This window comes from Streptomyces sp. NPDC093149, from assembly GCF_044754145.1.
GTDB lineage: Bacteria > Actinomycetota > Actinomycetes > Streptomycetales > Streptomycetaceae > Streptomyces.
This window is the reverse complement of record NZ_JBIVON010000009.1, coordinates 393,140-407,090: the sequence shown is the minus strand read 5'-3', so window position 1 is coordinate 407,090 and position 13,951 is coordinate 393,140. Positions and strand designations below refer to the sequence as shown.

Annotated in this window: 12 protein-coding genes; 6 read left to right on the top strand and 6 right to left on the bottom strand. The window is 70.2% G+C overall.

Going from position 1 to position 13,951, the window contains the following annotated elements; translation table 11 throughout:
- The 5 genes from ACIQCZ_RS27290 to ACIQCZ_RS27270 form a co-directional block, all read left to right on the top strand.
- Nucleotides 1-537: carbohydrate ABC transporter permease (locus tag ACIQCZ_RS27290; RefSeq protein WP_402285623.1), on the top strand; the 537-nt coding region annotated here is incomplete at its 5' end.
- A gap of 6 nt (nucleotides 538-543) precedes the next feature.
- Nucleotides 544-1,572, top strand: coding sequence for an NAD-dependent epimerase/dehydratase family protein (locus ACIQCZ_RS27285; RefSeq protein ID WP_402285621.1), 1,029 nt, complete (start codon nucleotides 544-546; stop codon nucleotides 1,570-1,572).
- Between the two features lie 8 nt (nucleotides 1,573-1,580).
- Nucleotides 1,581-2,636, top strand: coding sequence for a dihydrodipicolinate synthase family protein (locus ACIQCZ_RS27280; protein WP_402285619.1), 1,056 nt, complete (start codon nucleotides 1,581-1,583; stop codon nucleotides 2,634-2,636).
- Entirely contained in the window at nucleotides 2,620-3,642 is a 1,023-nt protein-coding gene (locus ACIQCZ_RS27275; RefSeq protein ID WP_402285617.1) for a hydroxyacid dehydrogenase, read from the top strand. Before ACIQCZ_RS27280 ends, ACIQCZ_RS27275 begins: the two co-directional genes overlap by 17 nt.
- A 70-nt stretch (nucleotides 3,643-3,712) precedes the next feature.
- A complete protein-coding gene (locus tag ACIQCZ_RS27270; protein WP_402285616.1) occupies nucleotides 3,713-4,561 on the top strand; it encodes a fumarylacetoacetate hydrolase family protein in 849 nt (282 codons plus the stop codon).
- A gap of 24 nt (nucleotides 4,562-4,585) precedes the next feature.
- Here ACIQCZ_RS27270 and ACIQCZ_RS27265 read toward each other — a convergent pair whose 3' ends face one another.
- The 5 genes from ACIQCZ_RS27265 to ACIQCZ_RS27245 all read right to left on the bottom strand — a co-directional run bounded on the left by ACIQCZ_RS27265 (nucleotide 4,586) and on the right by ACIQCZ_RS27245 (nucleotide 11,282).
- Nucleotides 4,586-6,292 carry a flavin monoamine oxidase family protein gene (locus tag ACIQCZ_RS27265; protein ID WP_402285614.1) on the bottom strand — a complete coding sequence of 569 codons (1,707 nt, stop codon included), beginning with the start codon at nucleotides 6,290-6,292 and terminating at the stop codon, nucleotides 4,586-4,588.
- Nucleotides 6,293-6,342: 50 nt separating this feature from the next.
- On the bottom strand, nucleotides 6,343-7,140 hold the full coding sequence (locus tag ACIQCZ_RS27260) for a carbon-nitrogen hydrolase family protein (protein WP_351083543.1): 798 nt from the start codon (nucleotides 7,138-7,140) through the stop codon (nucleotides 6,343-6,345).
- 290 nt (nucleotides 7,141-7,430) lie between these two features.
- Nucleotides 7,431-7,886 carry an Lrp/AsnC family transcriptional regulator gene (locus tag ACIQCZ_RS27255; protein ID WP_351083545.1) on the bottom strand — a complete coding sequence of 152 codons (456 nt, stop codon included), beginning with the start codon at nucleotides 7,884-7,886 and terminating at the stop codon, nucleotides 7,431-7,433.
- A gap of 110 nt (nucleotides 7,887-7,996) precedes the next feature.
- Nucleotides 7,997-9,454 carry an aldehyde dehydrogenase family protein gene (locus ACIQCZ_RS27250; protein WP_402285611.1) on the bottom strand — a complete coding sequence of 486 codons (1,458 nt, stop codon included), beginning with the start codon at nucleotides 9,452-9,454 and terminating at the stop codon, nucleotides 7,997-7,999.
- A 361-nt stretch (nucleotides 9,455-9,815) separates the two neighbouring features.
- Nucleotides 9,816-11,282: a GuaB1 family IMP dehydrogenase-related protein gene (locus tag ACIQCZ_RS27245; protein ID WP_402285608.1), complete on the bottom strand. Its 1,467-nt coding sequence runs from the start codon at nucleotides 11,280-11,282 to the stop codon at nucleotides 9,816-9,818.
- Nucleotides 11,283-11,586: 304 nt separating this feature from the next.
- Between ACIQCZ_RS27245 and ACIQCZ_RS27240 the strand changes: the two genes are divergently transcribed.
- Nucleotides 11,587-12,609: a terpene cyclase gene (locus ACIQCZ_RS27240; protein ID WP_402285605.1), complete on the top strand. Its 1,023-nt coding sequence runs from the start codon at nucleotides 11,587-11,589 to the stop codon at nucleotides 12,607-12,609.
- A gap of 226 nt (nucleotides 12,610-12,835) precedes the next feature.
- On the opposite strand, the gene ACIQCZ_RS27235 is transcribed toward ACIQCZ_RS27240, so the two are convergent.
- A complete protein-coding gene (locus ACIQCZ_RS27235; RefSeq protein WP_376283981.1) occupies nucleotides 12,836-13,852 on the bottom strand; it encodes a sugar-binding transcriptional regulator in 1,017 nt (338 codons plus the stop codon).
- Nucleotides 13,853-13,951 lie beyond the last annotated feature (99 nt).

The window sequence follows — 13,951 nt, the reverse complement described above, 5'->3', positions numbered from 1 at the left end:
GCCAAGAAGCGCTTCCCGGGCCGGGAGACGATGTTCTGGTCGTTCCTGTCGATGGTGATGGTCCCGTACCACGTCACGATGATCCCCACCTTCGCAATGATCGCGAAGCTGGGCGGCGTGGACACGTACTGGGGACTCATCGTGCCGACCCTGGCCAACGCCCAGGCGGTGTTCCTGATGCGGCAGTTCATCCAGGGCCTGCCCGACGAACTCTTCGAGGCCGCCCGGCTCGACGGCTGCAACGAATGGCAGATCTTCTACCGCATCGTGCTGCCGCTGCTGAAACCGATCCTCGCCACCCTCGGCGTCTTCGTCTTCCTGTGGCACTGGAACGACTTCCTGTGGCCCCTGGTCATCGGGCAGTCCACCGACATGCGCACCCTCACCGTCGGCATCGCCTCGCTCCAGCAGCAGAACGTGCCGCTCAATGTGGTGCTCTCCGGCTCCGTCATCGCGTTCGTGCCCATCTTCGCCGCGTACATGGTGGGCCAGCGCTACTTCACCGAGGGCGTCACCGCGTCCGGAATCAAGGGATAGCTACGAATGTTCACCGATGAAGCCGCGCTCGAAGAGCGGCTCGCCACCCCCTCCCCCGCGCTCGTCGCCGACCTCGCCCGCCTCGAAGGCGATCTGCTGGTGCTCGGCGCCGGCGGCAAGATGGGCCCGAGCCTGTGCAAGCTGGCCCGCCGGGCACTGGACGCCGCGGGCCGCAGCGATGTGACCGTGTACGCCGTCTCCCGCTGGTCCGACAAGTCCGCCGCCGACGCGCTGGAGGCGGCCGGCGTCTCCACCGTCGCCTTCGACCTGATGGACCCGGCCGCCGATCTGGCCGAGCTGCCCGACGCCGGGAACATCGTCTTCATGGTCGGCGCCAAGTTCGGCTCCGCCGGCGCGCCCTCGCACGCCTGGGCCGTCAACGCCGCGATGCCGGACCGGGTGGCGCGCCGCTGGCCGGATTCGCGGATCGCCGCGTTCTCCACCGGCAACGTGTACCCGCTGGTGCCGGTGTCCTCCGGCGGCTGCACCGAGGACGACCCGGTCGGGCCGGTCGGCGAGTACGCCATGTCGTGCCTGGGCCGCGAGCGGATGTTCGGCCACGCGGCACTGACGCGAGGCACCAGGGTCGCCAACATCCGTCTCAACTACGCGGTCGACCTGCGCTACGGCGTCCTCGCCGACATCGCCCACCGCGTACAGTCCGGCGAGCCCGTCGATGTGACGACCGGCCACGCCAATGTGGTGTGGCAGGGGTACGCCAACGAGGTCGCGCTCCGCTCCCTGCTGCACGCCACCGACGGCGAGGCGTTCACCATCAACCTGACCGGGCCCGAGACCGCGTCGGTGCGCCGCATCGCGCGGTGGTTCGGCGAGGAGTTCGGCCGGGAACCGGTCCTCGCGGGCGAGGAGGCACCCACCGCGCTGCTCTCCGACGCGAGCCGCTGCCACGCCCTCTTCGGCTATCCGGACGTCGCCCTGCGCACCCTCGTCGAGTGGCAGGCCGACTGGCTGCGCCGCGGGCTGCCGCTGTCCGGCAAGCCCACCAAGTTCCAGGTCCGCGACGGAAGGTTCTGATCCACTCCATGTCCACTCCCTCCCTCCTGTCCTCTCCGGCCCTGGACGCACTGGCCCGCGGCGCCGTGATCCCCGCCCACCCGCTCGCCCTGCACGCCGACGGCTCCTTCGACGAGCGCCGACAGCGCGCGCTGACCCGCTACTACCTCGCCTCCGGCGCGGGCGGGGTCGCCGTCGCCGTGCACACCACGCAGTTCGAGATCCGGGAACCGGACGTCGGTCTGTTCCGGCCGGTCCTGGAGCTGGCCGCCGAGACGATCGACGCCGAGGCCGGACGGCCGTTCATCAAGGTCGCCGGGGCCTGCGGATACACCGCGCAGGCCGTCGCCGAGGCCGAGACCGCCGCCGCGCTCGGCTACGACGCGGTGCTGCTCAGCCCGGCCGTGCCCGGCGCGGACGAGAAGGGTCTGCTGGACCGGGCCAGGGCGGTCGGCGAAGTGCTGCCGGTGATCGGCTTCTACCTCCAGGAGGCCGTCGGCGGGCGTTACCTGTCGCCGGGCTTCTGGTCCGCTTTCACCGATCTGCCCCACACGGTCGCGGTGAAGATCGCCCCCTTCGACCGGTACCGCACGGCCGATGTCGTACGGGCGGTGGCCGCCGCGGACCGGGCCGACGAGGTGGCCCTGTACACCGGCAACGACGACGACATCATCGGTGATCTGCTCACCCCGTACGAGACGGCGGGCGGCACACCGCGCTGGTTCGCGGGCGGCCTGCTCGGTCAGTGGGCCGTGTGGACGAGCTCCGCGGTGACGCTCCTCGACGACGTCCGCAGGGCACGCGGCGGGGACCACGAGGCGATGGTGCGCTGTCTGACGCGCCGCTCCGAGCTGACCGATGCCAACAGCGCGGTCTTCGATGTGCGCGGCGCGTTCCGCGGCTGCATCGCCGGGGTCCACGAAGTGCTGCACCGCCAGGGGCTGTTGGCGAACATCCGGTGCCTCGACCCGGCCGAGACGCTCTCGCCCGGACAGGCCGAGGAGATCAGCCGGGTGGCCGCGGCCTACCCTTGGCTGACCGATGACGCCTTCGTTGCGGAGCACCTCGATGACTGGCTCTCCTGATCCTGCCGACCGCTCACGGGTGGTCGTCGCCGTACCGCCGGACCTGCGGGCCCAGTTCTTCACCGCCGAGGTCTGGCGGGAGCTGGAGCGCGCGGCGGAACTGACGGTTCTGGACGACCACTTCGACCGGGCGGCGGTGGCCGCGGCGCTGCCCGGCGCCCGCGCACTGATCACCTCGTGGCGCGCGCCCAAGGTGGACGCCGAACTCCTCGCATCGGCCGACCGGTTGGAACTGGTGGCGCACACCGGTTCTGCGGTCGCGCCCTATGTCACCGAGGAGGTGTTCCGGCGGGGCATCCTGGTCACCCAGGCAGGGGACGAGATGGCCCGTCCGGTCGCCGAGGTGGCTCTGGCGTTCACGCTCTCGCTGCTCCACCGTGTCCAGCGCTTCGACCACGCCCTGCGCGGCGGGCTGGAGTGGGCGGCGGCGAGCGAGGCCCCGCCGCGCCATGAGATCCACGGCAGCGACATCGGCGTGATCGGCGCCTCCCGCACCGGACGCGCCTACATCGCCCTGGTGCGGGCGATGGGGGCGCGGGTGAGCGTCACCGACCCGTTCCTGTCCGACGCCGGGGCCGAGGCGCTCGGTGTCCGGTCCGTGCCGCTTCGGACTCTGCTCTCGCAGAGCAGGATCGTGGCCGTGCACGCGCCGGTCACCGAGGAGACCCGCAGGATGATCGGCGCCGAACAGCTGGCGCTGATGCCGGACGGGGCGGGCCTGGTGAACACCGCCAGGTCGTGGCTGGTCGACGAGGACGCGCTCCTCGCCGAACTGTCGACCGGACGGCTGGACGCGGCGATCGACGTCTTCGACGCCGAGCCGCTGCCCGTCGGTCACCCCTTCCGCTCCCTGCCGAACGTGCTGCTCACCCCGCACCAGGCGGCGGGCAGTGTGGAGTGCCGGCGGCGGCTCGGCACGAGCGCCGTCGACGAGGTGCTGCGGCTGCTCTCCGGACGCCCCCCGCTCCACGCCGTCACCGCCGACGCCCTCGTCCGTCTGCACTGAGGGCTGTCCCGTGAGGCGGGCCATGTCCGTCTTCCCCCGACCCCCATACCTGTCAGGAGAACTCACCTCCATGCGACTGATGCGCATCGGTGAACCGGGCCATGAGCGCCCCGTCGCCGTCTGCCCCGAGGGCCGTCACCACGACCTGTCCGGCATCACCGACGACATCGACGGCGCGTTCCTCGCCGCGCTCGCCGACCACCCGAACCTGGTGCCCGCCGAGCCGGCGCTCCCCGGGATCGACATCACCGGTCGACGGATCGGCCCCCCGGTGGCCCGCCCCTCCGCGCTGCTCTGCATCGGCCAGAACTACGCGGCCCACGCGGCCGAGTCGGGCAGCGAGCCGCCCGAGCAGCCGATCCTGTTCTACAAGTCGCCGAACACGATCGTCGGCCCGTACGACGACGTGCTGATCCCGCGCGGCTCGAAGAAGACCGACTGGGAGGTGGAGCTGGCCGTCGTCATCGGCCGCCGCGCCTCCTACCTGGACTCCCCCGCCGATGCCGCCGCGCACATCGCGGGATACGCCGTCAGCAACGACGTCTCCGAACGCGCCTTCCAGCTGGAGGAGTCGGGCGGCCAGTGGTCCAAGGGCAAGAGCTGCGCCACGTTCAACCCGCTGGGCCCGGTGCTGGTGACGGCCGACGAGGTCGGTGACCCGCAGCAGCTGCGGCTGCGCAGCTTCGTGAACGGGGAGCCGCGGCAGGACTCAAGCACCGCGGACATGATCTTCAGCGTGGCGCATCTGGTGCACCATCTGTCGCAGTACCTGGTGCTGGAGCCCGGCGACATCATCAACACCGGTACTCCGCAGGGGGTGGCGCTGTCGGGCCGGTTCCCCTACCTGGGCCCGGACGACGTGATGGAGGTCGAGATCTCGGGCCTCGGCCGGCAGCGCAGCGTCTGCCGGCCCGCGTAGCACCGAACGGGTTGCAAACCGGCCTCAGTCCTCCGGGAGTTCGACCGGGGCGATGTCGTCGAAGACGTCGCCGGGGCCGGGGTTCGTCGCATCGGTCGTGCCGCCGAACTGGGTCATCACGCCCCAGACGGCGTTGAGCGCGGTCTGTACGGCGCCCTCGGCCCATCCGGCCGTCCAGGAGATGTCGTCGCCCGCGAGGAACAGCCCCCGTCGGTCGGCGGGCAGCCGGTCCTGCATGAAGTGGGTGAACAGCCGCCGCTGGTAGCGGTAGTGGCCCGGCAGGTTGGCCTTGAACGCCCCCATGAACCAGGGCTCGTTCTCCCACGAGACCGTCACCGGGTTGCCGATGATGTGCTTCCTGATGTCGACGTCGGGATAGATCTCGCCGAGCGACTTCAGCATGACGTCCATGCGCTCGTTCGGGGAGAGCGGCAGCCACTTCAGGCTGTCGTCGCACCAGGTGTACGAGAGGCAGATGACGGCCGGCCTGTCGGGCCCGTCGTCGAGGAGGTACGTGCCGCGGGTCATCCGGTCGGTGAGCGTCATCGACATGGTGTCCCGCCCGGTCGGCGCGCCCCTGCCGTCGACGGCCTTGTCCAGCCAGAACGGCCGGTCGACGGGCACGAACAGCTTGGACGACTCCATGTAGTGGGTGCGCTCCATCGCCGTCCAGTGGTCGATCGGGAAGAGCGCGTCGTCACAGTCGATCTTCGAGAGCAGCAGCCAGGACTGTCCGGTGAAGATCGCGGCCGGGTACGTACGGATGTCACCCGTGGTGTCGGTGACGGTGATCCGGTTCCCTGCGGTGCGGTTCAGCCGGGTCACCGCGGGGCGCGGTTCCCCGCCGTGCAGCGAGGACAGCGAGGTGCCGAGCGGCCAGTGGACGATCTTGCGCGGCTCGCGGTCCCAGAGCCGCAGCGGGAGCTGCTGGCTGCCGCCGACGATGCCCCTGTGGTGATCGTCCGCCTCGGTGTACACGACGCGCAGGATCTCCAGGATGGAGTTGGGAAAGTCGGTGTCCCAGCCACCGGTGCCGAAGCCGACCTGGCCGAAGATCTCCCGGTGCCGGAACGACTTGAAGGCGTCGGAGTCGCAGAGGAACCCGTAGAAGGTCTGGTTGTCGAGCTTCCGGACGAGCTCCGCCCAGATCTCGCGGATGCGCGGCACATCGCGTTCGCGCATCGCGCGGTTCATGTCGGAGAAGTCGGCACCCTCCTCCAGACACCGGTTCCAGGCGTCCATCACATCGCGGTAGACCTGCGGCAGATCGTCGATGGTCCGCGCGTAGTGCGACTCGCCCTTGAGGTCGACGACGGTCGACGGGGTGGCCGGGGACAGCGGGTTGGGGAACGGCTTCGTCTCCAGGCCGACCAGATCGATGTAGTGCTGGAGCGCGGTGGACGACGGCGGGAAGCGCATCGCGCCCATCTCGGCGGTGAGCTGCGGGTCGCAGCCGTCGAACCCGACGGTGCGCAGCCGGCCACCGATCCGGTCCGCTTCGTAGACGACGGGCTTGAGCCCCATCTTCATCAGTTCGTACGCGGCGACGATGCCGGACAGCCCACCGCCGATGACGGCGACCTCGGTGCCGTGCTCGGTCGCCGGTATCTGCCCGATGCCCGCGGGGTGGGCCAGGAAGTCGTCGTACGCGTACGGGAAGTCCGGCCCGAACATGGTGATCGGCTCGGCGGCGTCGGTGTGCTGGACGGCGTTGGGCACCGTGGACGTCATGGGGTACGGACTCCTTGCACGGAAAAGAGGGGTGGAACGGTGCGGCCGGCTCAGACGAGGGAGCCGTACAGGCCGGGGCGGCGGTCGTTCAGGTACGGGTTGGCGGCGCGCGACGCGCGGAGGAACTCGGGGTCGACCTCACCGATGACCAGTTCCTCGCCGCGTCCTGCGCGGGTGCGGACCGTGCCGTCGGGACCGGCCAGGCAGCTCAGCCCGACGAACTCGAACTCGCCTTCCGGTCCGGTCCTGTTGACGTACGCCACGTACAGCTGGCTCTCGAAGGCGCGGACCGGTACGACGGATTCGGCGACGAACTGGAAGGGGTGCATCTGCGCGGTGGGCACCAGCAGCAGATCGGTACCGGCGAGGGCGTGCGAGCGGACGTTCTCCGGGAACTCGACGTCGTAGCAGATCATGATCCCGACGCGAACGCCGTCCAGTTCGGCCTGCACCACGGTCCGCTCGCCCGGGGTGAACCACTCCTGCTCGAAGCAGCCGAAGAGGTGGGTCTTGCGGTAGTTCGCGAGTGCGGCCCCGTCCGGTCCGATGAGCTGCGCGGCGTTGAAGATCTGCTCGCCCGCGCGTTCCGGGTAGCCGTAGAGGACCGCGAGACCGTGCCGTGCGGCGATCCCGGCGACGGCACGGGCCGACGGCCCGTCGGCCGGCTCGGCCAGCCGGGGGACGTCGGCGCCGATCGCGTATCCGGTGAGGAACAGTTCGGGGCAGACCAGCAGGCGGGCCCCGCTGTCCGCCGCCCGCCGCGCGGCTTCGTCGAGCACCTCGATGTTCTCGTCCACATGACCGGGTCGTCCGGAACTCTGGAGCAGGGCGGTGCGCAACGGCGGCATGGCTGACCTCGGGCGGTGCGGGCTGGGCGGGGACGTATCGAAGGTACGGTCCGCCGCTCGGCCCGGACAAGGCGCGACTGTTGCGTGTACACCGTCGATCCATTGCGCTCCGACGGCCTGCCGCGGCGATTCGTTGCGTAGGGCGTCTTCCCAGGTCAAGTGGGTGACGCAGGTCTCATTCCCGGCATGCCTCGGTCCGCACGCCCAAGTCGCCCCGCACGAGCCGGCCTCCGCCCGGCGCGCCTCGGGCCCGTCCGGTGACGGCGGACGTCCTGGGACGCCCCGCGCTCCTATCCCGGCGACCCCGACGAGTACCGCCGCAGCAACGGCGAGAGCACCAGCACGGACTTCGTCCGCTCCACGTACGGCTCTCCGGCGATCCGTTCGAGCACCTGCTCGAAGTGGCGCATGTCCGCGGCGAAGACCTGCACGATCGCGTCGGCCTCACCCGTCACCGTGGAGGCCGACGCGATCTCCGGGTACCGCGCCAGTCCCTGCTTGATCGCTTCCGGCGAGGTGTTGCGACTGCAGTAGATCTCGATGAAACCCTCGGTCTCCCAGCCCAGCGCGGCCGGGTCCACCCGCACGGTGAAGCCGGTGATGGCGCCCTCGGCGCGCAGGCGGTCCACGCGGCGTTTCACGGCGGGCGCGGACAGGCCGATGATCGCGCCGATGTCCGCGTAGGAGCGCCGGGCGTCTTCGGCGAGGGCGTGGACGATGCGTTCGTCGAGGTCGTTCAGGCGCACTTCGGGCGGTTCACTTCTCTGCGATGGTCTACTTCGGGGCGGCGTGGGCCGCCCCCGAAGTAGACCACGGCCCCGCGCCGCCGGGCGCGCTCACCGCATCCGGTGACCGGTCAGAACGGGAACTGCGAGCGGCCGTGCTGGACCGAGATCCACTTCTGGGTGGTGAAGGCCTCGACCATCGAATCGCCGTTCAGCCGGCCCAGCCCGGAGCTCTTCTCGCCGCCGAACGGGACGATGGGCTCGTCGTGGACCGTGCCGTCGTTGATGTGGATCATGCCGGTGTGGATGCGCTTGCCGATCCGTACACCGCGCTCGATGTCACCCGTGTGCACCGCCCCGCTCAGACCGTACGGGGTGTCGTTGGCGATCCGGACCGCCTCGTCCTCTCCGTCGAACGGCACGAGGAGCGCGACCGGCCCGAAGATCTCCTGAGACAGGACGGGGGAATCGGCGGCCAGTCCGGTGAGCACGGACGGGCTCACCAGATTGCCGTCCGCCCGGCCGTGCAGCAGGGCCGTCGCCCCGGCCTCCACCGTCTGGTCGACGAGCGAGGAAATGGCCTCGGCCTGCGAGGAGTTGATCAGCGGGCCGATCACGGTCCGCGGGTCGGCCGGGTCACCGACCGGCAGCGACGCGACCTTGGCGACGAACTTCTCGGTGAACTCCTTCTCCACCGCCCGGTCGACCAGGATGCGGTTCGCTGCCATGCAGACCTGGCCCTGGTGCACGTAACGGCTGAAGACGGCCGCGTCCACGGCGTAGTCCAGATCGGCGTCGTCGAGGACGATGAGCGCGCTGTTGCCGCCGAGTTCGAGCACGGCACGCTTGAGGTGCGCCGCGCACACCGTGGCGACGTGCCGTCCCACCTTGTCCGAGCCGGTGAAGGAGATGACCTGCGGCACGGGGTGTTCCAGCAGTGCGTCACCGATCTCGGCGATGTCGGTGACCACGACGTTCAGGAGCCCGGCCGGCAGCCCCGCCTCCTCGAACACCTTGGCCACCAGCGTGCCGCCGCAGACCGGGGTGTTCTGGTGCGGCTTGAGCACCACGGCGTTGCCGAGCGCCAGCGCGGGGGCGACCGACTTCAGCGACAGCAGGAACGGGAAGTTGAAGGGGCTGATGACACCCACGACACCGACGGGCATGCGGTAGACACGGTTCTCCTTGCCCTCGGTCGGCGAGGGCAGGATCTGCCCGGCGGGCCGCAGCGCGAGCTGGATCGACTCCCGGAGGAACTCCTTGACGAGATGCAGCTCGAAGGCGGCCTTCAGCCGGGTGCCGCCGAGTTCCGCGACGATCGCGTCGCCGATCTCGGACTCGCGCTCCTCGACGACGCGCAGCGCCCGCTCCAGCACCTGTCGGCGGGCGTACGGGTTGGTGTCGCCCCATGCCCGCTGGGCGGCCTCGGCGGACCGGTACGCCTGGTCCACCTCCTCGGCCGTGGCGACCGTGATCGAGGCGAGCTTCTCCCCGTTGTACGGATTGAAATCGATGATGTCCCAGGATCCCTTGCCCGGCCTCCACTCTCCGTCGATGTACTGGTGGGCCAGTTCAGTGAAGAAGGACATGAGATCCCTTACCGCAGAGAGGCGGACAGCTGATTGCGCTTCATGTTACTTACATTTCAATGGGGTTGAAGCGGATCACCACGGGATCCGCGGGCTGGAATCGGACATCTCCGGTGTCCGCGAGGACACCCGGGAACGACGTCGCCCCCCACGGCGCGAACGGCCGTGAGGGGCAACGGTGGTGCGGGACCGCCGGTGCTGCGGCCGGAAAGGTCTGCCGGGAGGCTCGCGGCGTCCGGTGCGGTGCGTCGCGAGGCGGAGGATCGCCCTCGTACCGGACGCACTCGGGTGATGCGACAACGCGGCGAGGTGCCGTGCCGGGCGTCGCGAGCCGGTGGACCTTTCCGGTCACAGCACTGGATCAGCTCCAGCTGGCGTGCAGCGGCTTGCCCTCGGCGTAGCCGGCGGCGCTCTGCACCCCGACGACGGCCTTCTCGGCGAACTCCTCCAGGGAGGCCGCCCCGGCGTAGGTGCAGGAGGAGCGGACGCCCGCGATGATCGAGTCGATCAGGTCCTCGACGCCGGGCCGGGCCGGGTCGAGGAACATCCGCGAGGTGGAGATGCCCTCCTCGAAGAGCGCCTTGCGGGCGCGGTCGTACGCCGACTCGTCCGATGTGCGGTTCTTCACCGCACGCGCCGAGGCCATGCCGAAGGACTCCTTGTAGAAACGGCCGTCGGCGGACTGCTGGAGGTCGCCGGGCGACTCGTACGTACCGGCGAACCAGGAGCCGATCATCACGTTGGACGCGCCCGCGGCGAGCGCCATCGCGACGTCGCGCGGATGACGGACGCCGCCGTCGGCCCAGACGTGCTTGCCGAACTTCCTCGCCTCGGCGGCGCACTCCAGGACGGCGGAGAACTGCGGACGGCCCACGCCGGTCATCATCCGGGTGGTGCACATGGCGCCGGGGCCGACACCCACCTTGATGATGTCGGCGCCGGCCTCGATGAGGTCGCGCACCCCCTCGGCGGCGACGATGTTCCCCGCGACGATCGGCACCTGCGGGTCGAGCGCCCGGACGGCCCTGACCGCGTTGATCATGGACTCCTGGTGGCCGTGGGCGGTGTCCACGACGAGTGTGTCGACACCCGCGTCGAGCAGTTGCTTGGCCTTGCCCGCGACGTCGCCGTTGATCCCCACGGCCGCGGCGATCCGCAGCGTGCCGTCGGCGTCGGTGGCGGGGGTGTACAGAGTGGCGCGCAGTGCGGCCTTACGGGTGAGGATGCCGACGAGCCGGCCGTCCGCGTCGACCGCGGGGGCGAGCTTGCGGTGGGCACCGTCGAGCTTGTTGAACGCGTCGCGCGGGTCGATGTCCGCGTCGAGCAGCACCAGGTCCCGGGACATGACCTCGGAGAGCTGGGTGAAGCGGTCGACGCCGGTCAGGTCGTGGTCGGTGACGACACCGACGGGGCGCCGGTCCTCGTCGACGACGACGCCCGCGCCGTGCGCGCGCTTGGGCAGCAGGGACAGCGCGTCGGCGACCGTCTGCCCCGGGGTCAGCACGATCGGCGTGTCCAGCACCAGATGGCGCGCCTTCACCCAGGAGACGACATCGGTGACGACCTCGATCGGGATGTCCTGGGGGATGACGACGAGCCCGCCGCGACGGGCGACAGTTTCGGCCATCCGACGGCCCGCGATGGCCGTCATGTTCGCGACGACGAGCGGAATGGTGGTGCCGGTGCCGTCGGGCGAGGAGAGATCGACACCCTGGCGAGAACCGACCGCCGAACGGCCCGGAACCATGAAGACATCGTCGTATGTGAGGTCGTACGGGACCGAGGGGGACTCTGTATAGCGACCGGTGCCGGGCTCAAGAAAACGCATAAGTTCATTTTTTCATACGAAACGGAGCAGGTCGCTTCCACGAAGACACAGCAAACGACCCCCGCGCTCGTATGTTCCTCCAAGGGAACCGCGGGAGTCCCGGGCAAGTGGAACCTGCCTTGCTCACGGACCCTACCCGAACGGCATGCGAATCATTCGCGATCACCTTTCCTGGACCTGGCTACAAAGGGTCGGGTAGCTTCAAACCCGCAGGTCCCGTGGGTCACCACTGCGCCCCTGAGGAACAGGCGGAGAGGTCACAACTTCCGTCACCCGTACGACCGGAGAGGATCACGACCCACCCGTGGAGAGCGAACTGCCGGACATCTACTGCCCGTTCCCCCAGCGGACGAATCCGCACGTCGGGCACACCCGAGTCCACCTCGACAGCTGGATCCGCAACACCGGTCTGGTACACCGTGATTCAGCCATGAAGCGCTTCGAGCAGGCGGACTTCGGCGCGTTCGTCGGCATGGTGTACCCGACCGCCGACAGCAAGAATCTCGACCTCGTCGCCGACTGGTTCGTGTGGCTGTTTCTCGTTGACGACCAGCTCGACGACGGACATCTCGGCCGCAGCCCCGAGCGGGTACGTGATGTGGTCGCGGTGATGTGTTCCGTGATCGAGGGCAAGGGTACGGGCACCCCGTCGGACGAGGACCTTCCCGCCGCCGTGGTGGCCCTGGTCGATCTGTGGGAACGGACGATCCCGACCGCGGCCGCGCACTGGCGCACCCGGTTCGGCTGGCACCTGACCACGTACCTCACCACGACCACCACCTGGGAGGCCGGGAACCGGGCGGCGGACGTGGTGCCGTCCGAGGAGACCTACATCGCCAAGCGCCGCCACACCGGCGCGATACATGTCTGCATGGACCTGATAGAGATCGTGGCCGGGATCGAGGCTCCCGAGTCGATCCACAACGACTCCCGGTTCATCACCGCGCTCGAAGCGTCGTGCAATGTCGTGTGCTGGGCCAACGACGTGTACTCGTACGAGAAGGAACAGGTGCTCGGCGAGATCCACAATCTCGTCCATCTGATCCGTCACCACCGGGGATACGGCAAGCAGCAGGCGCTCGAAGTCGTCTGCGCGCAGATCGCCACGGAGACCGAGCGGTTCCTCACCGCGGAGGCCGAGCTGCTGACCGCGTACCCGCAGCTTTCCTGGATGCTCACGCCGTACCTGGACGGGATGCGGAGCTGGATGCGCGGCAATCTGGACTGGTCGCGGCAGACGCCCCGCTACAACCCGGCCGAGGTGAGCCAGTACACGGCGCCGGAGCAGTACCTGGAGTCGACGGTCCTGGGCACGGCCCGCGACTGACCCCGGGCCGGATCCCCGCCCGGACGGCTCACCGACTGTCCGGGCCAATCCCCGCGGCGGTCGGCGGGCGGCCCCGCGACGGTCGGCGGGCGGCCCCGCGACGGCCGACGGGCGGCCCCGCGACGGCCGACGGGCGGCCCCGCGACGGCCGACGGGCGGCCCCGCGACGGGCGGCCCCGCGGCGGTCGGCGGGCGGCCCCGGTGCGGGCCGCCGCCGCCCGCCCTGTCAGTCCCCGTCCGGGTCCGCGCGCTCCAGGGCGGGACGCCGCGGCGCCGCCGACTCGGTCAGCAGGTAGTCGGCCGCCGCCGTGTCCGTCACCAGACTGGTGACCAGACCGGACCGCAGCACCGCCCCGATCGCCGCGGCCTTGCGCTGGCCGCCCGCGATCGCGACCACCTCCGGGATCCGGCGAAGCCGGTCAGCCTCGACCGTGATGCACCGCTCCCCCAGGTCCCGGCCGACCCGCCGCCCCTCCTTGTCGAAGAGGTGCGCGGACATCTCCGCGGCGGCACCGAGCGAGGCGTAGTGCGCCCGCTCCTCGTCCGTGAGCATGTCGTGGACGGTGGAGATGCCCGGCTCCCAGGAACCGATGGAGACCGCGGCGACCGTCACCTTGTCGAAGTACTCGAAGGCGCGGGCGATGCCGGTCTGGTGACGCAGCGCGGCGGCCGTGGCCGGGTCGGGCAGCAGCATCGGCGCATAGATCGGGTGGGCCTCGCCGCCCGCCACCTGGGCGGCCCGCCGGACCGCCTCGACCGAGCCGCGCTCCGCCGTCCCCGCGTCGTACACCCCGGTGAGCTGCACGACCGTGCACGGGGGCAGCCGGTCGAGCGCCGCCGCCATGTGGATGGTGGACCGGCCCCAGGCGAGGCCGAGCACATCGCCCTCGTTCACCAGTTCGCCGAGAAGATCGGCCGCGACCTCCCCCAGATTCTCCGGGTCGGGTGCGTCGTCCTGCTCCTCCGCGGGAGATTCGACGACGACCGCGTGACGCAGCCCGTAGCGCGCCCGGAGAGCGTCGGACCGCTCGGCGTCCAGCTCGGCGGGAACGCGGATCTCGATCCGTACGAGGTCGCGTTCCAGAGCCGTCTCCAGGACCCGGGCCACCTTGAAGCGGCTGACGCCGAACTCCTCGGCGATCTGGATCTTCGACTTTCCTTCGAGGTAGAAGCGGCGGGCCATGGCCGCCGCCTGCACCAGCTCCGCGGGCCCCATCCGCAGGGCGGACCGTCCCGCCGACATTGCAGACACCGCGATCTCCTCACTGCTGTTCACACTCTCGATACGCCGTTCATCCTGTCAGATCCGGCGATCCCTGATCGGTCCCGTCGGACCACGTTC